We start from the raw sequence: 20,031 nt of genomic DNA on the forward strand, positions 1-20,031 counted from the left end.
AATTATTTGTGGTCTATACTGGTAAGTTTCTGCAATATAATAACAATAATAATTCTATTGTGTATATGTAAAAAAGAAAAAATAAAATATTTGGATTTAATAAATTATAAGAAAGGAAATACAAAAATATGGACTGTTATTTTTGTTTCAATAATAACTTTGAGCATTGGATTTTCTGGAATGTATTTAGCAGGATTTATTTGTTATGATATATTTCCGTATATGCCGGTAATGATGTTGCACCCGATACCAATAGCATTATCAATAATTAATATATTTATCCTTCCAATTACAACAACAATAGCTGAGGATGGATTATATTTAGGAATTGGAGTTAATCAAATAAAAAACAAATATATGGCAATATTATTCCCTGCGTTTTTTTATGCGTTACAACACAGTTTTATACCATTTTTGTTGGATACAAAATTTATAATTTATAGATTTATTTCATTTTTTCCATTAACAATTATATTTTGTATTTATTATTACCATAAAAGAAACCCATTACCGATAATGGTTGGACATTTTATAATAAATATAGCAACTGTAATTCAAATATTTGTTATGTCAATGTTTCCAACATTATATGAATCAATAAAAAATATATAAAAGCAAAAACGTTAGTTACAGCCAAAACGTTAAATCTCTCATTTTGCTTGACTGTTTTTAAAAATTCTTCGAAAGAATTTCACACAAAGATCACGAAGAGACAAAGAACACAAAGTGAAATCAGGGGTTTTTGTCCGTTATCTTATCGTGAAGCTCACGCTTAGACTGCGGATAAAAACCACCTCTTCCCTCTTTGTGATCTTCTAACCTTTGTGTGAAGTCTTTGGGAAATAATTTACCTTAATACTAAATAATCATCGCGACCCGCGCCGACGGATACGTATTTTATCGGACAGCCAACGGCGTTTTCAATAAACCGGATATATTTGATAGCCGCGTCCGGTAAATCTTCTGCTTTACGGCATTTGGATACGTCTGTTTTAAAACCTTCCATATATTGATATACAGGTTTTGCTCTTGCAAGAGCGCTGCCTGACGGGAAACGGGCGGTTTTTACACCGTCGATTTCATATTCTGTGCAGACGGGAATTTTTTCAAGGTACGAAAGCACGTCAAGCTTTGTCAGCGCGAGTTCGTCCGCTCCCTGTACTTGCACTCCGTAACTGCTTGCTGGCACGTCAAACGCGCCGACTCTGCGCGGCCTTCCGGTCGCAGCGCCGTATTCGGCTCCCGCTTCGCGTAGGGCGACGGCTTCATCTCCTGACATTTCCACTGTAAACGGGCCTTCGCCTACGCAGCTTGAAAAGGCTTTCATAATGCCGACAACGCGGTCAAGCTTAACGCCGGGGATTCCCGCCCCTATGGGCGCGTAAGCGGCAAGCGCCTGAGACGACGTAGTGTAGGGATAAATGCCGTAATCAATGTCACGTAACGCGCCTAATTGCGCCTCGAACAAAATGTTCTTGCCTGCCTTTATAGCCGCTGACAAATAATCAGTAGTATCGGTGATATAAGATTTTATTTGCGCCCCATATTCAGACAGCCAATTCATCATGTCGTCTAACTTTACGCTTGAACCGTAGCCTTTAAATGTCATATTTTTCCATTCAAGAATGTCCGAAAGCCTTTGTTTTAAAGTTACGCTGTCAGACAAATCGCCTATTCTTATCCCTTTTTTCATATATTTGTCGCCGTATACGGGCGCGATTCCTCTGCGGGTAGAACCGTATTTTTTATCACCTAACCGTTCTTCTTCAAGTATGTCCTGCGTCTTGTGATACGGCAGGCAAATAAAAGCCTTGTTGCTGACTTTTAAATTATCGGGAGTAACCTTAATGCCTTTTTCCTTTAACGCTTTAATTTCGCCGCACAGATGTTCCAAATCTACCACCATGCCGTTTCCCAAAACATTTACAGTTCCTTCGCGAAGGATGCCTGACGGCAAAAGGTTTAGAATAAATTTTCCCCTGTCATTGATGACGGTATGACCCGCGTTATTGCCGCCCTGATAACGGCAGATAACCTCGTAACCTTCAGAAAGCAAATCGACCATGCGGCCTTTGCCCTCGTCCCCCCAATTTATGCCGACTACCGCTGTAAGCATATATTCCTCCTTATACCGTTATCTTAACGTCTACGCCTAAAAACTCTTTATTCTTATCCAGAACAGTTTTAACCTCAGATAAAAATTCTTCCGTTTGTTCTTTTGCCCTGCCTGTAAATTGCTCAGCGGAAAGCAGATTATTCATTTCTTTTTCGGTAATTCCAAAAGATGAGTCCGCTAAAATGCGGGCGATTAAATCATTGTCCCCGCCTTGCAGTTTTATTTTTTTTGCCGCCTCAACGGAGTGAAGCCTTATCCTTTCATGGAGAGCCTGCCTGTCGCCGCCTTTTTTCACGCAGTACATTAAAATGTTTTCAGTAGCCATAAAGGGCAGTTCTTCGTTTAAATGTTTTTCTATTACTTTGGGATAAACATTTAGGCCGCCCGCGATATTGATGTAAAGCGAAAGTATCGCGTCTGCGGCAAGGAACGCTTCGGGGATTGATATGCGGCGGTTTGCGGAATCGTCAAGTGTGCGCTCAAGCCATTGGGCGCTGGCGGTAAGCGCGGGATTTAGGGCGTCAACTGTCACATAACGGGCTAGGGAAGCTATGCGCTCGCTTCTCATCGGGTTTCTTTTGTATGCCATTGCTGAGGAACCTACTTGAGTATCCTCAAACGGTTCGTCAATTTCTTTAAGGTGGGAAAGCAGGCGGATGTCGTTTGAAAATTTATACGCGCTTTGGGCTATGCCGGAAAGGACGGACAAGGCGTAATAATCGACTTTTCTTGAATAGGTTTGCCCGCTAACCGAATATACTTTGTCAAAACCCATTTTTTCGGCTATTTTTTTATCGAGAGCCTTTACTTTTTCATGATCGCCTTCAAAAAGGGAAAGAAAACTTGCGCCTGTTCCCGTTGTGCCTTTGCAGCCTAAAAGTTTTAAGTTGTTAAGCGCAAACTCCAGTTGTTCAAGATCGGATAATAAATCCTGTATCCAGAGCGTTGCGCGTTTCCCTACCGTAGTCGGCTGGGCGGACTGAAAATGAGTGAAGGCAAGGCAGGGCAGGGATTTGTATTGGGCGGCGAAATCATAGAGTTTAGCTATCGTGTTTACAAGCAGTTTTTTTATTTGCAAAAGCGCGTAACGCTGTTGAATGATGTCGGTATTATCGCCCACATAACAGGAAGTGGCGCCCAGATGGATAATCGGTTTCGCTTTAGGGCATTGCTCGCCGAAGGCGCGAATATGCGCCATCACGTCGTGCCTTGTCTCAGCTTCAATTTTTGCCGCCGTTTCATAGTTGATGTCCGTAATGTGCGCCTTCATTTCGTCAATTTGCTCGGCGCTTATATCAAGCCCCAGCTCTTTTTGGCTCTCCGCAAGCGCGATCCACAATTTTCGCCAAGTTGAAAATTTATTGTCGTCCGAAAATATGAACTGCATTTGCGCGCTTGCGTATCTTTTGCAGAGGGGATTTTCGTAACGGTCAGGCATTAACCAGCCTCCGCAAACATTCAGCGTAAATTTCAGATGTTTTGTTTAACACGTCGTCAGGCACATTGTCAAATTGCATTTCGCCATCTTTTTTGTTATTGAGAAGCCAGTCGCGCACGAATTGTTTGTCGTAACTTTTTGGCGAAGTTCCAATTTGATAATCGGGGAGGCTCCAAAACCTGCTTGAATCGGGAGTAAATATTTCGTCCGCAAGAAAGAGGTCGTTGTTTTCATCAAGACCAAATTCAAATTTTGTGTCGGCGATAATAATGTCTTTGTTATGGGCGTAATTGTAGCAGGTGTTGTAAAGTTCAAGGGAGATTTTTTCTATTCTTTTTGTCAGATGAGAGCCAAGCTTGTCCGCTAAAAACTGAATAGAAATATACTCGTCATGCCCTATATGCGCTTTTGTCGAAGGGGTAAAAAGAGGGATGTCGAGCTTTTCAGCTAACTTATAATCGCCTTCTATTTTTTGACCGCAGAATTCTCTTCCCTTGGAATACGCTTCCCACATATTTCCAAACATATATCCCCTAATGACAAATTCAAACGGCAGTATTTTCAGTTTTTTTACTAATATCGTTCTCCCCTCAAATTCGCTCTTTTGAAAATGTTCAGGCATATCTTTTAAATCGCTTGAAATAAAATGATTGGGAACAATGTCCTTTGTATAATCAAACCAAAATAAAGAAAGGGCTGTTAAAACTTTTCCCTTATTGAGTACGGGTTTTGACATGACGACATCAAACGCAGAAATCCTGTCCGACGTAACTATGACAAGCCTGTCGTCTGAAATTTCGTATACTTCCCTTACTTTTCCGCTGATTAATTTTTTCATTTTATCTCCTTTATTCCCCGGCGTGCTTGATGCCTAAAATTTCCAGTTCTTTTTCATTTAATCCGACTCCGCGCAACATTAACCTGTTTCCTTTTAACCCGTCAATAGAATTAATCCCCATGCCGCCCATCATCTCTTTTATTTCATGCTGCCATGCCGTTAAAAGATTGATGAGGCGTTTGTACCCGATATCGGGGTTCAGGCGTTTGACCAGTTCGGGAACCTGAGTGGCGATACCCCAGTTGCATTTTCCGGCGTGGCAGCTTCTGCAAAGGTGGCAGCCAAGAGCGACTAACGCCGATGTCGCTATGTAAACGCAATCCGCGCCGAGAGCGAGCGCTTTTACAATGTCGGCGCTTGAGCGGATACTGCCGCCCGCGACTATGGACACGCTGTCGCGGATGCCCTCGTCGCGTAACCGTTTGTCAACGCCGGCAAGCGCAAGCTCTATCGGGATGCCGACATGATCGCGTATGCGCGTAGGCGCGGCGCCCGTACCGCCGCGGAAGCCGTCAATGGCTATTATGTCAGCGCCGCTTCTGGCTATGCCGCTCGCGATCGCGGTTACGTTGTGGACAGCGGCAATTTTTACAATTACCGGTTTTTGATAATTAGTGGCTTCTTTCAAAGAGAAGACAAGCTGGCGCAAATCTTCAATAGAATATATGTCGTGGTGCGGCGCTGGAGAAATCGCGTCTGTCCCTTCGGGAATCATTCTAGTGCGGGAAATGTCGCCTACAATTTTCGCTCCCGGCAGATGCCCCCCGATACCCGGTTTCGCGCCCTGACCCATTTTAATCTCAACCGCCGCGCCTGAGTTTAAATATTGCGGGTGAACGCCGAAACGCCCCGACGCGACTTGCACGATAGTGTTTTTTCCATATTTATAAAAATCCTCATGAAGACCGCCTTCGCCGGTGTTGTAAAGAATGCCGAGGTCTTCTGCGGCGCGAGCCAAACTTTCATGCGCGTTGTAACTTATGGAACCGTAACTCATCGCGGAGAACATTACGGGCATGGACAGGTGTAACTGCGGCGGCAGATTGTTTATTATTCTGCCGGTTTTGTCGCGTTCTATGCTTACAGGTTTCGCGCCGAGAGACACCCTTGTCTCCATAGGTTCGCGTAACGGGTCTATGGACGGGTTTGTAACCTGCGAGGCGTTTAAAAGTATTTTGTCAAAGTACACGGGATAATTTTCAGGATTGCCCATGCTCGACAACAGTACGCCGCCTGAGTCAGCTTGTTTATAAATTTCATCGATAGTTTTGCTGTTCCAGTTCGCGTTAAGTTTGTAGGTGTTGCCGCATTTTATAACTTTGAGGGCGCGGGTAGGGCAGAGGGAAACGCAGCGGTGGCAGTTTACGCACTTTGTATCGTCGCATAACATTTTTTCCAAATCGGCGATATATTCGTGCGCTTCGTTGGCGCATTGGCGCTCGCAGGCGCGGCAGACAATGCATCTGTCGTAATTCCTTATCATTTCATATTCGGGATATAAAAAATTAATTGCCATTATGCATGCCCTCCATTCAAACAAACGATGACTGGCTGGCCGCCTTTTGGCGCCCAAATATTGTCAAGGTTCGGTTCAATTATGCGGATAGCCGCTTCTTCGCTCGCCATGTAAACAAGATCGTCTTTTTCCCCGACCACCATGCTCCGCAGTTTAAGCCTGTCATTTAACGCCATCAGTCCGCCGTCAAAGCCGACAAGTATCGAGAACGGACCAGTTATTAGCTGCGCGCTGAACATTACGCGCAAAAATTCATGAGTCTCCCTTTCTTTCGGCGGCTGCTTTTCAATGGTCTGCCAAAATGAAGCGGCTATGACCGAAGCGATTTCGCTAAAAGTAAGTTTTTGTTTTCTGTGCAGATAATCTATTATATAGGTGATGACTTCAGTGTCGGTCTGGAGAGTGCATTTGTAGCCGTACATTTCGATAGAGCGGCGGTTGGTATCGTAGGAAGATATTTCGCCGTTATGCACAACGGAATAATCAAGCAGCGAGAACGGATGGGCGCCGCCCCACCAGCCGGGAGTATTTGTCGGGTAACGCCCGTGCGCCGTAAAGCACCAGCCTTCGTATTCCTCAAGCTTGTAAAAACGCCCTACGTCTTCGGGGAAGCCGACCGCCTTGAACACGCCCATGTTTTTCCCGCTTGAAAAGACATAAGCGCCGTTAATTTTTGTGTTGACGTTGAACACGCATTTGGCGGTAAATTCCCTCTCGTCAAGCTGGCTGTCGGCGAGTTTTGTCGGCAGTGGAATTACAAAGTAGCGCCAGATCAGCGGCTCGTCGGTAATCTCCTTTATTTTTCGCGTTGGAATTTTTGAAAGATTGATGATGTCAAAATGCTCTTCTAAAAATTCTTCGCACTCTTTTTTCGCTGATACGGAATCGTAAAATAGATGCAAGGCGTAATAATCCTTGTACTCGGGATAAATCCCGTAAGCGGCAAAACCGCCGCCCAATCCGTTAGAACGGTCGTGCATGACGGAAATGGACTTAATCATCGCCTCGCCGCTCATGCGCCGCCCCGTTTTGTCAATAATGCCTGATATGGCGCAGCCGGATGGTATCCGTACTTGCCCTTCATTCTGCATAAAGCAACCTCCAAAAAAAGGCGCTTATCAGAGGATATTAGCGGAATCCAGCTGACCCCAGCATCATCTGATAAACGCCTTTGTTCAAAATAATGATTTTTAGCACTTACTCGTTGTTTCAAAAAATCAAAAATAACGATTTAATTGGCAGCTATTTAAGATTTTAAGCGGGAAACGGGAGTCGTACCCGCGCCATGCGCCCCTTCGGGTCGCTTGTCGTAAGGAACGGATTGTATGATCCGCCTCCCACGTTTACTCGCAATTTCCTAAATAATTATAAATATCAATTTAATCAGTTATTTATAATTTATAGCGGGAAACGGGAGTCGGACCCGCGACATCGACCTTGGCAAGGTCGCGCTCTACCACTGAGCTATTCCCGCGCTTTTTTTACCATACCAAAAGTTAAAAAATATGTCAAGCGGCGGAAAGGTGATTTTGGGCTGCCGATATGCCATAATTGAACATATTCCCCCAATATGCTACAATGCCTCATGGCGTTAAACTGCGGTATTCTAGGGCTGCCCAATGTGGGGAAGTCAACTATCTTTTCGGCGTTATGTTCCACACCGGCTGAGGCGGCAAATTATCCGTTCAGCACCGTCAAGGCTAATGTCGGAACCATCAACGTCCCGGACGTTCGCCTTGATAAATTATCCGCTATTTTTACCCCTGAGCGGACAATACCCGCGACTGTTGAATTTGTCGATATCGCCGGATTGGTAAAAGGCGCGTCAAGGGGTGAGGGGCTTGGCAATCAGTTTCTTTCACATATACGCGACGCGTCCGTCTACGCCCATGTCGTCCGCTGTTTTGAAAACGCCGATGTAATCCATGTAAGCGACAAGCTCGATCCCGCGTCCGACATCGAAACAATTGACATTGAATTGGCGCTTGCCGATTTGCAGACTCTTGCCAAACGGCGCGAGCGGGCGGAAAAAACTTTAAAAAATCAAGCCGAAAAGAAAAACTCCGAATTTGTCATTGCGATACTCGATAAAATCGGCCCCGCCCTTGAAAACGCGCAGCCAATCCGCTCGCTTGGTTTGAACGATGAGGAAAAAGCCGCGATTTACGATTGTCATTTTATCACCGCAAAGCCACAGCTTTATGTGTGCAATGTCGATGAAGCCGGAGTTAAATCGGGTAACGCCTGCACGGAGGCCGTGAAAAAACGCGCTCAAAGCGAAGGAACCGAAGCCGTCTGCATCTGCGGAAAATTTGAGTCCGACCTTTGTGGCATAGAAAATCCCGAAGAAAAAAAAGCGTTCCTAGAAGACTTAGGGTTGGAAGAGACGGGGCTTTCCGCCCTCATTCACAGCGCTTACAAATTACTTGGTTTAAGAACTTTTTTCACCTCAGGAAAAGACGAGTGCAGGGCGTGGACAATCCGTGCCGGAGATACCGCTCCAAAAGCGGCGGGAGTTATTCACACGGATTTTGAGAAGGGCTTTATAAAAGCCGAAGTATACACTTGCGAAGATATTTTTACTTATGGAACGGAAGCGAAAATTAAAGAAGCGGGAAGATACCGTCTTGAAGGCAGGGACTATGTTGTTCAAGACGGAGATGTTATTTTCTTTAAGTTTAACGTTTGACACAGAAACTGTAACACTGGAGCAATTATGGACAAACTTACAATACTCAAGGAAAAGTTCGGCTATTCTTCTTTTCGCCCGGGGCAGGAAGAAGTTATAGACGCCATTCTTACGGGAACTGACGCGCTTGCGGTGATGCCGACCGGAGCGGGAAAATCTCTCTGTTATCAGATACCCGCCCTTATGCTCGACGGGATGACCATCGTTATTTCACCGTTGATTTCACTGATGAAGGATCAAGTCAGCGCGTTAAAAGAAGCGGGATGCGGCGCGGCTTTTATAAACAGTTCTTTAAGCGGCAGGGAATACATGGAGACGATGGATGAAATAACAAGTGGTGAAATCAAACTGCTCTACATCGCTCCCGAGCGCCTGCAAAGGACTGATACGTCTGAATTTGCAGCTAACAGTATCCCGCTTGTGGTCGTTGACGAGGCGCACTGCGTATCGCAGTGGGGGCATGACTTCAGGACGAGTTATCTGCAAATAGCGGGTTTTATCAAAAGCATTAAACCGCGTCCCGTAGTCGCGGCTTTTACCGCGACAGCGACTGTCAACGTGAGGGAAGACATCCGCAAAATGCTGGCTCTGCGAAATCCCCTTTCTATAAACACCGGTTTTGACAGGCCTAATCTTTATTTTGAAGTGCAAAAACCAAAAGACAAAAAAACCGCGCTTTTGGAATGTCTTTACAAACGAAAAGAAGCAAGCGGCATCATTTATTGCGCTACCAGAAAAACAGTGGAAGAAACCTGCGATTTTCTTCTTAGTTGCGGTTTTAACGCTACCCGTTATCACGCCGGCCTTATCGACGAGGAACGTAGAAAAAATCAGGATGATTTTATTTACGACAGAAAAACGGTGATGGTAGCGACTAACGCTTTCGGCATGGGGATTGACAAATCAAACGTGTCCTATGTCATTCATTACAATATGCCCAAAAACATTGAAAGCTATTATCAGGAAGCCGGACGCGCTGGGAGAGACGGTTCTCCCGCGGACTGCGTACTCTTGTACAATGGTCAGGATGTGCAGATAAACAAGTATCTTATAACCAATGACGAAAACGGAGAACCCGCTGACAAAGAATTGCAGGCGCATAATCTGGAACTGTTAAAACAGATGACTTTTTACGCCTCGGGACACGACTGTCTTCGCCGCCGCCTGCTTGCCTACTTCGGCGAAAAAGCTCCTGCAAACTGCGGCAACTGTTCAACCTGCCTGACTGAGTTTGAAGAGGCCGACGTTACCGTGGAAGCGCGAAAAATTGTTTCCTGCGTATACCGCCTGAAACAGCGAAGCCGCAGTTTTGGGAAGACAATGATAATTGACATTCTGCGCGGCAGCAAGAACGAAAAAATCCTCCGCTTAGGCTTTGACACCCTCAGCACCTACGCGATTATGTCCAGCGTAAGCGCGCAAAGGATCCGCCTTATCATTGATCACCTGATTGACAAAGCTTTTTTGCTGGTGGAAGAAGGAGAGTATCCTGTTGTAACGCTTGGCAACGCGGAAAAAATTTTCAATGAAGAAGTACGCGTATTAATGAAACTGCCGAAAGAGCGCGAAAAAGTTTCCGATAAAAAATCACGTCAAGAAAAAAACGTAAAACTCATTAACGCTCAAAACGCGTCTGATGAAAAAATACCGAAGCAAAGCGGCATGATATTATTAAACGCTCAAAACGTGTCCTATGAAAAATTACCGAAGCAAAACGGCATGATATTATTAAACGCTCAAAACGTGTCTTATGAAAAATTACCGAAGCAAAGCGGTTCGATACTATTAAACGCTCAAAATGTGTCTTATGAAAAAACGTCGAAACAAGACAACGCGAAATTCTTAAAAAGACAAAACCCGTCTGCGGATATTGACGATGTTCTGTTTGATAAATTGAAAAAATTGCGGAGAGAAATCGCCGCCAAAGAATCGGTTCCCGTGTACATGGTTTTTCATGACGCGAATCTGAGGGATATGTGCCGTAAAATGCCTGTCTCTCTTGTTCAATTTTCCAACGTGAACGGCGTGGGGAAAAGAAAATTGGAAAAGTACGGAGAGGCGTTTACGGAGCTTATTAGGGAATATTGCGGAGGATAAATTATTGACTGCCTATTCATCTTATCGAAAGTTATTGGTGCATATATGTTGTTGCGCTTACAATATTTTTCCATCTAATATTTTTTTATAAAGTATTTCTTCTAAATTTCTTCTTTGATCAATTATTGAAATAATTTTCATTTCATTATTTTCTACTTTATAAAAAATTGCCCATGGACTTATGTTTAGTTGATGAATATTTTTTATGCCAAAATTCATTAACATTGGAGCTATTCTTCTTCCTGCCGCGTTCTCTGAAGCCTTTTTTACCCCATCGTCAATTTTTTTGAATATTTTTTCTGCGGTTATTTTTCCGGTGTTGTTTTTTATATAAGAAATTATTTCCAATAGTTCATCGCCAGCGTCTTTTGACCAAACAATTTCCATAAATATTTATTTCAGAATTGCTTTTACTTTTTTTTGTATTTGTTCATGAGTATAAACACGTTTGTTCTTTATATCATTTTCTCCAATGGATAAGATTTTTAATAAATTTATTGTATCAATAATATTTTGATATTGTCTTACATCCATTAAAACAGCTTTTGCTTCACCATTTTGAGTTATAACCATAGGATTGTTTTTTTCTTCAACTTGCCTCATTACTTCGGCAGTATGTGATTTGACATAAGAAATTGATTTAATATCCTCGACTAAATTGAGCATTTTTTACTCCCTATTTGTTCCTGACAACTTACAACTAATAATCCAGTTATATTGAAGTCTCCGTAATGCGGAGAGAATCCATAACTTTTTTATAGTACCAAATTTAGTTCATGTTGTCAAGTATTATTTTTTCGACTCTGAGGGAATTTTCTCCGGTAAAATTCACTAAAGAAATTTTACCTGTTCACTGCATGACCGCTAAAACACATTAAAAAAAAGTACCGTCGTGAATAATATTAATTTATTGTTAGTGGTAACACGATGTATGCCCAAAGAATTTATTCAGTACAGGCGGGCAGGCTGCGCACGCTGTAAAAACTTCGGAAGAACCCGCCTACGAGCCTTTCCCTGACCACCTAAATGCGAAATTACGATAAATTTATAAATACTTAACTCATTTATTATTTTTTCTTAATGAATAAAACTATTCCTTTATCGCATTTAAGTGGTCAGGGAACGTTTTTTCTCTGAATTTTCTTTGTTTTATTCCAAAGTCTCTCCGGCGGGGAATTTCCGAAAGATGTTTTTACATCGCACGCAGCCTGCCCGCCTGTACTCAAGGAATTTATTGGGCATACATCTTATAGCGCTAATAAGCATTTTGCTACTGTGATCTCACATATCTAGCGTACCTTGCAAGGCATGGTATACTATGTAAATTCGTTACCAGTTACAAGTGCGTGTACTCCTTTGCGTTTTATAGTCATAACCAACTTTATTCCCAGCCAATGCTCCAATTTGTTGTGGATATATTGTCAGATTCGTACAGAGTTCTGTTACGAACCTTGCCGGTATTGTTGCCTTGATATGCGAAAACAGCGTCACCACCGTTGAAATATCGTTCCACAACAGTGTTTGCCAAGCCGCCGGAAGCGTCGGAACCATAAATAATACCGCCGGTTTTTGTGAAACCTCCGCCATCTGTTGCAGATATATAAACACCGCCTCCTCCGACAATGTATGTGCTGAGCTTTTCAGTTACTTTATTCTTGCTTATAACGCCGCCTTTCATGGTAAAAGCGCCTTTGTATGCGACTACTCCGCCGCCTTCAAATGGGGCTTCATTTTCGGATATTAAGCCGCCGTTCATTGTAAAAGTGCCGGAGTACACAGCTATCCCGCCCCCCGCATCCTTAGTAGTTTTATTACCTGTAACAGTTCCGCTATTCATAATAATAGTGCTTTTGTCTATGTATATCCCGCCGCCGCCATAGGCTTCATTATTGGATATGGAACCTCCATTCATTGTAAAAGTACTCCCGTCTATGTATATCCCGCCGCCGCCATAGGCTTCATTATTGGATATGGAACCTCCATTCATTGTAAAAGTACCCCCGTATACATATACCCCACCCCCAGGCCCACCCAAATCACTATTCACATTTATTTTTATTGCTTTATTATTGGATATGGAACCTCCATTCATTGTAAAAGTACCAGTGACACATACTCCGCTTCCACAGTCATTAGTTTTATTTTCAACGACAGTACCACCATCTATAATTAATGTGCCTATAACCAATATTCCGCCTGCAAATGTACTGGTAGCGGTTGGTGCGCTTGTATTTACATTATCCCTAACCGTTGCTCCGTCCTTCATGATCATAGTTCCGCCGCTTGAAACCTTTACCAGTTCGCTAGTATTTTCACTGTGCCCTTTCAGAGTAACGTTCTGGTTCAGAACAAAGGTAACGCCGGTACCCACTTCAAAGAGCGAACCTTTGGCATTGTTGGTAAGAGTAATTGTTCGTTCCGCGCCAGTTCCGATAAGAGAAACATTTACACCGGTTTTGCCGGGATAGTTGAACTGCCCTTCCGTCGGCAGTAGTGAAGCGTTTTCGCCGAGGCGTATTTCATAGTTTGTGTTGTTTGCCGTGTTACCTTTAATCCATGCGAGTAACTCAGGCAGTTTTGCCTGCATTTGCAAAACATCGTTGACGTATAATTCCGCCGCTGCGGAATTCCATTGCGCGTATAAGGTAATGTCGGCGCTAACCGTGTCTGTTGTAAAATTCCATTTGTTTGTAAAAGCCGCTTCCTTGTACCAGCCGCCGAAAACATTCCCAGATTTGGTCATAGCTGCCGGTTCGTTTGCTTTGCCGCCGATATTCACTGTCTGTTGCGCGGGGGCGGGAGTTCCACCGTTAGTATTAAAAGTAACGGTGTAAACGGTGGGTTTTTCAACCGCTACAGGATTCCATTGTGCGTATAAAGTAATGTCGGCGCTGACCGTGTTTGTTGCGAAATTCCATTTGTTTGTAAAAGCCGCTTCCTTGTACCAGCCGCCGAAAGTATTCCCAGATTTGGTCATGGATGCCGGTTCTGTCGCTTTGCCGCCGATATTCACCGTCTGTTTCGCGGGGGCGGGAGTTCCGCCGTTAGCATTAAAAGTAACGGTGTAAGTGGCGGGTTCTTCAACGGAAACGCTCCACCATTCTTCCATAATATTGTTTTTACAGGCAGTGACCTCAGCGCATATCAATATCATCAGAATTAACACATGTTTTTTTGTATTACATTTCATAGTTTTACTCCTATTCAACCTGAATAACTATTAACTCAACCCGGCGATTTCTGCTCCACTCATCCCGTGAACTGGTAACTATACGCGTGCCGCCATGCGCTATAACAACTATCTGCTCTTCTTTTACGCCCTTTGCTTTGAGAATTCGAGATATTTCATTCGCCCGCTCCATGCTAAGCCTATAAAGTTCCGTGGCTTCTTTAGGATCGTTTGTAATCGGATTGGCGTGACCTGCCAATCTTATCAGGAATCCAGGATTTTCTTTGAGCGTCTGCGTTACTTGATTTATAATCACTTCGTTAAGTGATTTGGTACTTGCGTCAAGCCCTTCGTTATATTTCGATATATTTGCCGCAAATATGATATATTCAACCGAAGCTATTTTTATTGTCTTGATAATTTCAATGGGCGGAACTTCCCGGTATTTAGTCTTTTGCAATGGAAACTTATATCCTGCCGTAACGGCAAATCCGACCATAAACGGGTACCCAGCCCGCAATGAAGGTTCAATATGCCAGTTGGAAGCCAACGGTATACTTACTCCGACTGTTGCGTCAAACAGAATGGATGAGCGGGAATCCCGCGCTTCACCCCCCTTAAAGGCCGCAAGTATCCCTAAACCGCCTTGTAAAAAAATATTAATTTGGTTCCAATAAGATTCCTGCCGTATTTCAATGGGCCAAAAATACCAACGGGCGTATGTCTGTGTTTCTAAAGCGGTTATTTTATCAGAACTGAAGTTTATCCCTGTTTTTATTCCCGCAGCTAAATTGGGAATAAAAAGGAAATGAGAGTCAACAAGAAACCCGAATGATGTTCCATTGATAAGAATATTGCTTGATCCAACCCCTCCGCCAACCGAAAAATACGGTACTTCCACGTTCTGCGTAAAGGCATCAAGTTTTGATTGGGCATTTACTTTGCTAATCAAAGAAAAGAAGAAAAGCAAGAATATAAAAACACGCTTTATAGGCACAGGCGTTGATGTAATAATCATTGTTAAACCAAACCTTATTGTTTTACAAACGCCGCTTTGGGCAGAAAATCTTCCAGTTCCAACATCAGGTTTCCTTTTTCAAATGAGTATGTGTAATAATAAGCCTGTTTAAAAGCCGTCATTGGAAGCCATTTACGGTTAACCATTGCCGGAGTTTTTGGATCATCGCTTATAACCATAAGGTCAGTTACTGTTTTTTTCATCGTTGTCCTCCTATGATGAAATATTGGCGTACAATGCTCGCCAGCATATAAACTCCGCATACGCGGTGTTTTTCAATTTGACAAGGAGCGTATATATCCCCAAACCTGAGTAACTGTGAAAAATTCCTTCTAATTTTGATTTGTAAATAAATATAGAAATAGAAAAGAGGGATAAAGACTTGTTACCTTTCATAGCAAAGAAACGAGAAAACAAAAAATTATTATAAAAATGATAAAATGTTACGCTATTTGAACACGCCGGGGGGGGGGGGAGTATTTAACAATTTGATGTTTTTGTGTCGGAAATTGGGTTTTAATAGCTTTTTTTTGCTTCTTTAAAAATTTTTTACGGTTTTTGGGGTAGGTTTGTAAGGGGGATTTTGGGGTTTTTTTTAAAATAAAGCATAAAAAATTATTTTTTAAGTTAAAAATTTGAAAAAAAAAAGAAAAAAAATAAAGAAAAAAAATAAATAAAAAAAAAAAAAAAAAAAAAAAAAAAAAAAAAAATATTGATGATTAAATTGGTGGTGTGGGGGTGGGTGGGGGGTGGGGGGGGGGGGGGGTATATTAACATTTGATGTTTTTGTGTCGGAAATTGAGTATTAATAGCTATTTTTTGCTTCATTAAGAATATTTTACGGTTTTTGGGGTAAGTTTGTCAAGGGGAATTTTGGGTTTTTTCTAAAATAAAGACTAAAAAAGTCATCTTTTAGGTAATAACTTGAATACGCAATGCCTTATTACCGATTTAAAAGATTACTAGCGTTAGAAGATGTATGCCCAATAAAATCCTTGAGTACAGGCGGGCAGGCTGCGTGCGATGTAAAAACATCTTTCGGGCGTTCCCCGCCGGAGAGACTTTGGGATAAAACAAAGAAAATTCAGAGAATAAAAGTTCGGCGACGTACCCTAGATAAAGTTTTCTACCTACCGCTGTTTAGTCGCCGAAAGGCTCGTAGGCGGACTCTTACGAAGTTTTTACAGCGTGCGCAGCCTGCCCGCCTGTACTAAATAAATTCTTTAGGCATACATCGTGTAGAGGAGAGGGGAAGAGGTTTTAGGGAAAGCGTTAAGAGTGATAAACAATTTATAATGGCTTAATAGGCAAAGTTACCATAAATGAAAGGTATTAAAGAGGTTTTAGCCTTGAATTTGAAGTTGAACCGCCAAAAACTGGGCTTAACGCAAGAAAATCTAGCGGAAAAAGCGGGAATTTCAACGCATTATCTGGCAATGGTCGAACTTGCCCGAAAATTCCCCTCCGCCAAAATGATTGAACGCCTTGCCGCCGCTTTAGAAATTGAACCCCATGAGCTATTTTATATGCCCGGCATGGCAGAAAAAGCTATTGAAAACCTGCAAAAATCCATCCTCGCTATCATAGACCAAAAACTTAACCAAAAATAGTAAGGTGACACCACTTTTCTTATTAGGTAATTGATACCATGCGGATTGTGGGATTATCCAAAAAGAATTTTAACCACGGAGGACACGAAGTTTTGGTACGAAAATCTTTTCTTCCTCCGTGTTCTCTGTGTACTCCGTGGTTATTTTCTTACTTCTTGGACAGCCCCGTCCGCGCCGCGGTCAGAAGGAGGTATGCAACACTTTTTAGGAAAGTTATTTATCACGACACCTATAAATCATCCCGTGTTTCGCGCAGATAGCGCACATTCCTATCAAGTTCTGCGGTTAATTCTTCTTCTGTAGGAAGAATTAATTTGTACTTAGACGCAAATAATTGGTCATTCTCTGATAATACGGAATACTTTGCTATAGTTTCATCTTTTTCCGCGCATAAAATAACTCCGATAGTAGGGTTATCATCTTCGCCGCGTTTCAAATTATCGAACATCCTTACATACATATCCATTTGTCCGATGTCTTGATGAGTCAGTTTTTTAGTTTTCAAATCAATGACTACAAAACATTTTAGTAAATAATTGTAAAAAACAAGATCAATGTAGAAATGCGCTGTTTCTGTACTTATACGGAATTGCCTGCCAACGAAAGAAAAACCCTTGCCCATTTCAAGCAGAAAATCCTGTAAATGACTGATAATTGCCGATTCAAGACTGGTTTCTTTCGGAGTGGGATTTTCAGGTAAATCAAGAAATTCAAGGACATAAGGGTCTTTTATAAAGTTTTCAGTTAAAACCTTGTTATCTTGTTCATCTGCTGTGGAAACAGCGTTTTGCGAAGAAATAAGCCTTTCAAAATAATTCGTATGGATATTCCGCTCCAAAACCCGGACACTCCATCCCTGCGATCGTGCCTCATTAAGGTAATATTTACGAGCTTTTTCAGTATCAAGACGCATAATAAGTCTGATGTGTGACCAACTCAATTCGCTACACAGTGTGTAGCGAATTGAGTCATTTGACCATGTAAGGTAGAATTGCCTAAAATTCTTTAGATTTGCCTCTGAAAAGCCTCTGCCAAATGTATCATTTAGATAACGAGATAAATTTACAATTAGCTGATCTCCGTAATTTGCCCGTTCTTTTCCCTGCTGTTCCTGCTCTACTATTCGTCTGCCAATATTCCAATTAGTATACGCTCACCACTATTCTGCACAGCCTGCCCTGACTGCACAGGAAAGCGATTAAATGTATACACATTATTTCCTTTGTGCTCTTCGTGTGAGGTTCTTCTAAAAAATCCCCAAAATTAAGCCGAAAATGAATCAGAGGCATATACATTGAAGTTCTTCTCTGATTTTAAAGAAAAATTTTCCGCGGATGGGTACTTTAAATTCCGTACAATAGCCGTTTTATCGGCGGTTTTTTTGGGATTTTGCGGCATTTGGCTCGGTTTTTCGCTTGTTTCGGCATTGTTTGGGCTTCATTTTTTCCCCATTGTGCCGGGAAGATTCTTTGCCCGATCTTTTGGGATACTTTCAATGCTTATCCCGCTGTACTTTTTTTACGCCGCTTTTATTTTGGCCGATCAGAAATGGCGGCCTGACAGGGTATTTATTTTAAGCGGGGCGATTATTCCGTTTTTAACTCTTACCATCGGTTATGTGTTTATCCGCGATTTTGAGCTCCGTTCCACGCAGTCATCGTTTTTATATTTTTTGGGAAAAACAGGTTTTAGTCTTTTTATTATTACTATTACCGTAATTGAAGTGCTGGTTTTACAGATACTGAGAAGCATGCTTTTCTTTAAAGAAAAAAAGACGCTCCGCCGCGTGAATTTGCTTCCGCCGCCAGCGGAGACAGAAAACGTTAATGTAAATGAAAACGCCGTTGTTTACCCCACGGAGAATTTGTACCCTGTGATCTCTTTTGAAGATAATATACAGACACCTCAAACTGACGCTCAAACAGAAATTATAAAAGCGGATGAGAATACTGATAATATAGAAGAAATTGAAGAAGCAGACATTGATGAGGAAATTGAAACTGATAATGACGATGTCGATGCCGTAACGCGCGCGCTGGAAGAGGCGGAAGCCGCAGCGGCTGTTCATGCGGAACAGGTACGCAATAAAGGCAAACAGTTAAATAATCTTCGTCATAAAAAATACATGGTTCCCGTGGATATACTTAACGAATACCCGGACGGCGAATATTGGATTATTGATCAGGCCACGCGGGACGCGGCTATCGCGTTAAAAGAAACTCTTAACGAATTTAATATTCAGGCTGAAGTTACGGGCATAAGAAAAGGGCCCGTAATAACCATGTTCGAGATACTTCCCGCTCCGGGAGTAAAGCTTTCAAAAATTGTCGGCTTACAGGACAACATCGCCCTGCGCCTTGCCGCCGCCTCCGTGCGCATTGTCGCCCCGATTCCCGGAAAGCACGCCGTAGGTATCGAAGTTCCAAACGCCAAACGTAACATTGTCTCTTTTAAAGAAATTATCGAGGGCGAGCTTCAACGTACCGATAAAAAAATGGAAATCCCAGTCGTTATGGGAAAAGACATCGCGGGAGAGGCGCAGACTGTTGACCTTGTTCAGATGCCGCACCTTTTAATCGCGGGCGCTACCGGTTCGGGAAAGTCAGTCTGCGTGAACGCGATAATACTTTCTATTTTATACCAGCTTCATCCGGCGGAGTGCAGACTTTTGCTTATTGACCCGAAAATTGTTGAATTGAAATTGTACAATGACATCCCCCATTTGTTGACGCCGGTAATTACTGATTCAAAAAAAGCGTTTCAGGCGCTTCAGTACTGTATTTACGAAATGGAAAGGCGTTACGCCTGCCTTGATTCGATGGGAGTGCGCGATATCCGCAGTTACAATAAACGCGTAAAAGAGAAAAATATCGCTCAGGAACACATGCCCTATATCGTAGTGGTAATTGACGAATACGCTGATTTAATGACGACTACAGGAAAAGAACTTGAGTCCACGGTAGCGAGGCTTGCCGCGATGAGCCGCGCGGTAGGGATTCATCTTGTGCTTGCGACGCAGCGCCCTTCAATCGACGTAATTACGGGGCTTATCAAGGCAAACATTCCAAGCCGTATCGCGTTCATGGTAGCGAGTAAGACGGACAGCCGCATTATAATTGACATGATTGGGGCTGAAAAACTTTTAGGCAAGGGCGATATGCTTTATTCGGGAGTTGTCGATCCTTTCCCAATCCGTATGCAGGGAGCGTTTATTTCCGAAGAAGAAGTTGAAGCGGTTGTTGAATATGTAAAATCATTCGGAGAGCCGGAATACATAGACGATGAAATTTTCTATGAAGAAGAAGAGGAAGAGGCTGGCGCTTCCCTGTTTTCTGACGGCGATGATCCGTTATACGAAAAGGCGCTGGAAATAGTTTATCAGCAAGGCAAGGCAAGCGCCAGCTACATTCAACGCAGACTGAAGATCGGCTTTAACCGCGCCGCGAGAATTGTTGATGAGATGGAGCATAATGGGGTAGTCGGCCCCGCGCACGGAAGCAAACCCAGAGAACTGATAAGGGCGATGGGAGCTTGAGTGAA

16 protein-coding genes and 1 tRNA gene are annotated in these 20,031 nt (G+C 42.8%); 5 read left to right on the forward strand and 12 right to left on the reverse strand.

Annotated features, from left to right (window positions below; translation table 11 throughout):
• A partial coding sequence (locus tag ACYVRA_RS09340) for a CPBP family glutamic-type intramembrane protease (RefSeq protein WP_461252423.1) occupies positions 1–612 on the forward strand: 612 nt, incomplete at its 5' end.
• A gap of 235 nt (positions 613–847) precedes the next feature.
• Here ACYVRA_RS09340 and ACYVRA_RS09345 read toward each other — a convergent pair.
• The 6 genes from ACYVRA_RS09345 to ACYVRA_RS09370 all read right to left on the reverse strand — a co-directional run bounded on the left by ACYVRA_RS09345 (position 848) and on the right by ACYVRA_RS09370 (position 7,382).
• Positions 848–2,116 (reverse strand): adenylosuccinate synthase, encoded by a 1,269-nt coding sequence (locus tag ACYVRA_RS09345; protein ID WP_461252424.1) that lies wholly within the window; start codon positions 2,114–2,116, stop codon positions 848–850.
• 10 nt (positions 2,117–2,126) lie between these two features.
• Entirely contained in the window at positions 2,127–3,554 is a 1,428-nt protein-coding gene (gene purB / locus ACYVRA_RS09350) for an adenylosuccinate lyase (RefSeq protein WP_461252425.1), read from the reverse strand.
• The gene (locus ACYVRA_RS09355; RefSeq protein ID WP_461252426.1) at positions 3,547–4,392 is read right to left on the reverse strand and encodes a phosphoribosylaminoimidazolesuccinocarboxamide synthase; all 846 of its coding nucleotides are present in this window, start codon (positions 4,390–4,392) and stop codon (positions 3,547–3,549) included. The genes purB and ACYVRA_RS09355 overlap by 8 nt, the downstream gene beginning before the upstream one ends.
• A 10-nt stretch (positions 4,393–4,402) precedes the next feature.
• Complete coding sequence (locus ACYVRA_RS09360; protein ID WP_461252427.1) at positions 4,403–5,908, reverse strand: glutamate synthase-related protein; 1,506 nt, start codon at positions 5,906–5,908, stop codon at positions 4,403–4,405.
• Positions 5,908–6,999 carry a class II glutamine amidotransferase gene (locus ACYVRA_RS09365; protein WP_461252428.1) on the reverse strand — a complete coding sequence of 364 codons (1,092 nt, stop codon included), beginning with the start codon at positions 6,997–6,999 and terminating at the stop codon, positions 5,908–5,910. Before ACYVRA_RS09365 ends, ACYVRA_RS09360 begins: the two co-directional genes overlap by 1 nt.
• Positions 7,000–7,310: 311 nt before the next feature.
• Positions 7,311–7,382 (reverse strand) — tRNA-Gly (locus ACYVRA_RS09370).
• Positions 7,383–7,493: 111 nt separating this feature from the next.
• Here ACYVRA_RS09370 and ychF point away from each other — a divergent pair.
• Both ychF and recQ read left to right on the forward strand, forming a co-directional pair.
• Complete coding sequence (gene ychF / locus ACYVRA_RS09375; RefSeq protein ID WP_461252429.1) at positions 7,494–8,597, forward strand: redox-regulated ATPase YchF; 1,104 nt, start codon at positions 7,494–7,496, stop codon at positions 8,595–8,597.
• Positions 8,598–8,624: 27 nt separating this feature from the next.
• The gene (gene recQ, locus ACYVRA_RS09380; protein ID WP_461252430.1) at positions 8,625–10,694 is read left to right on the forward strand and encodes a DNA helicase RecQ; all 2,070 of its coding nucleotides are present in this window, start codon (positions 8,625–8,627) and stop codon (positions 10,692–10,694) included.
• A gap of 57 nt (positions 10,695–10,751) precedes the next feature.
• On the opposite strand, the gene ACYVRA_RS09385 is transcribed toward recQ, so the two are convergent.
• The 5 genes from ACYVRA_RS09385 to ACYVRA_RS09405 all read right to left on the reverse strand — a co-directional run bounded on the left by ACYVRA_RS09385 (position 10,752) and on the right by ACYVRA_RS09405 (position 15,084).
• Positions 10,752–11,081, reverse strand: a complete 330-nt coding sequence (locus tag ACYVRA_RS09385) for a type II toxin-antitoxin system RelE/ParE family toxin (RefSeq protein ID WP_461252431.1) — start codon at positions 11,079–11,081, stop codon at positions 10,752–10,754.
• Between the two features lie 6 nt (positions 11,082–11,087).
• Positions 11,088–11,360 carry a type II toxin-antitoxin system Phd/YefM family antitoxin gene (locus ACYVRA_RS09390; protein ID WP_461252432.1) on the reverse strand — a complete coding sequence of 91 codons (273 nt, stop codon included), beginning with the start codon at positions 11,358–11,360 and terminating at the stop codon, positions 11,088–11,090.
• A gap of 715 nt (positions 11,361–12,075) precedes the next feature.
• Positions 12,076–13,884: an InlB B-repeat-containing protein gene (locus ACYVRA_RS09395; protein ID WP_461252433.1), complete on the reverse strand. Its 1,809-nt coding sequence runs from the start codon at positions 13,882–13,884 to the stop codon at positions 12,076–12,078.
• A gap of 10 nt (positions 13,885–13,894) precedes the next feature.
• On the reverse strand, positions 13,895–14,881 hold the full coding sequence (locus ACYVRA_RS09400; RefSeq protein ID WP_461252434.1) for an OmpA family protein: 987 nt from the start codon (positions 14,879–14,881) through the stop codon (positions 13,895–13,897).
• Between the two features lie 14 nt (positions 14,882–14,895).
• Positions 14,896–15,084, reverse strand: a complete 189-nt coding sequence (locus tag ACYVRA_RS09405; protein ID WP_461252435.1) for a hypothetical protein — start codon at positions 15,082–15,084, stop codon at positions 14,896–14,898.
• 1,146 nt (positions 15,085–16,230) lie between these two features.
• On the opposite strand from ACYVRA_RS09405, the gene ACYVRA_RS09410 reads away from it, so the two are divergent.
• Positions 16,231–16,491, forward strand: a complete 261-nt coding sequence (locus ACYVRA_RS09410; RefSeq protein ID WP_461252436.1) for a helix-turn-helix domain-containing protein — start codon at positions 16,231–16,233, stop codon at positions 16,489–16,491.
• Between the two features lie 229 nt (positions 16,492–16,720).
• Here the strand turns inward: ACYVRA_RS09410 and ACYVRA_RS09415 are convergent, their stop codons facing one another.
• Positions 16,721–17,626, reverse strand: a complete 906-nt coding sequence (locus ACYVRA_RS09415) for a PDDEXK nuclease domain-containing protein (RefSeq protein ID WP_461252461.1) — start codon at positions 17,624–17,626, stop codon at positions 16,721–16,723.
• A 159-nt stretch (positions 17,627–17,785) separates the two neighbouring features.
• Between ACYVRA_RS09415 and ACYVRA_RS09420 the strand changes: the two genes are divergently transcribed.
• On the forward strand, positions 17,786–20,026 hold the full coding sequence (locus tag ACYVRA_RS09420; protein ID WP_461252437.1) for a DNA translocase FtsK: 2,241 nt from the start codon (positions 17,786–17,788) through the stop codon (positions 20,024–20,026).
• Positions 20,027–20,031 lie beyond the last annotated feature (5 nt).

This window comes from Treponema sp. R8-4-B8, from assembly GCF_054786175.1.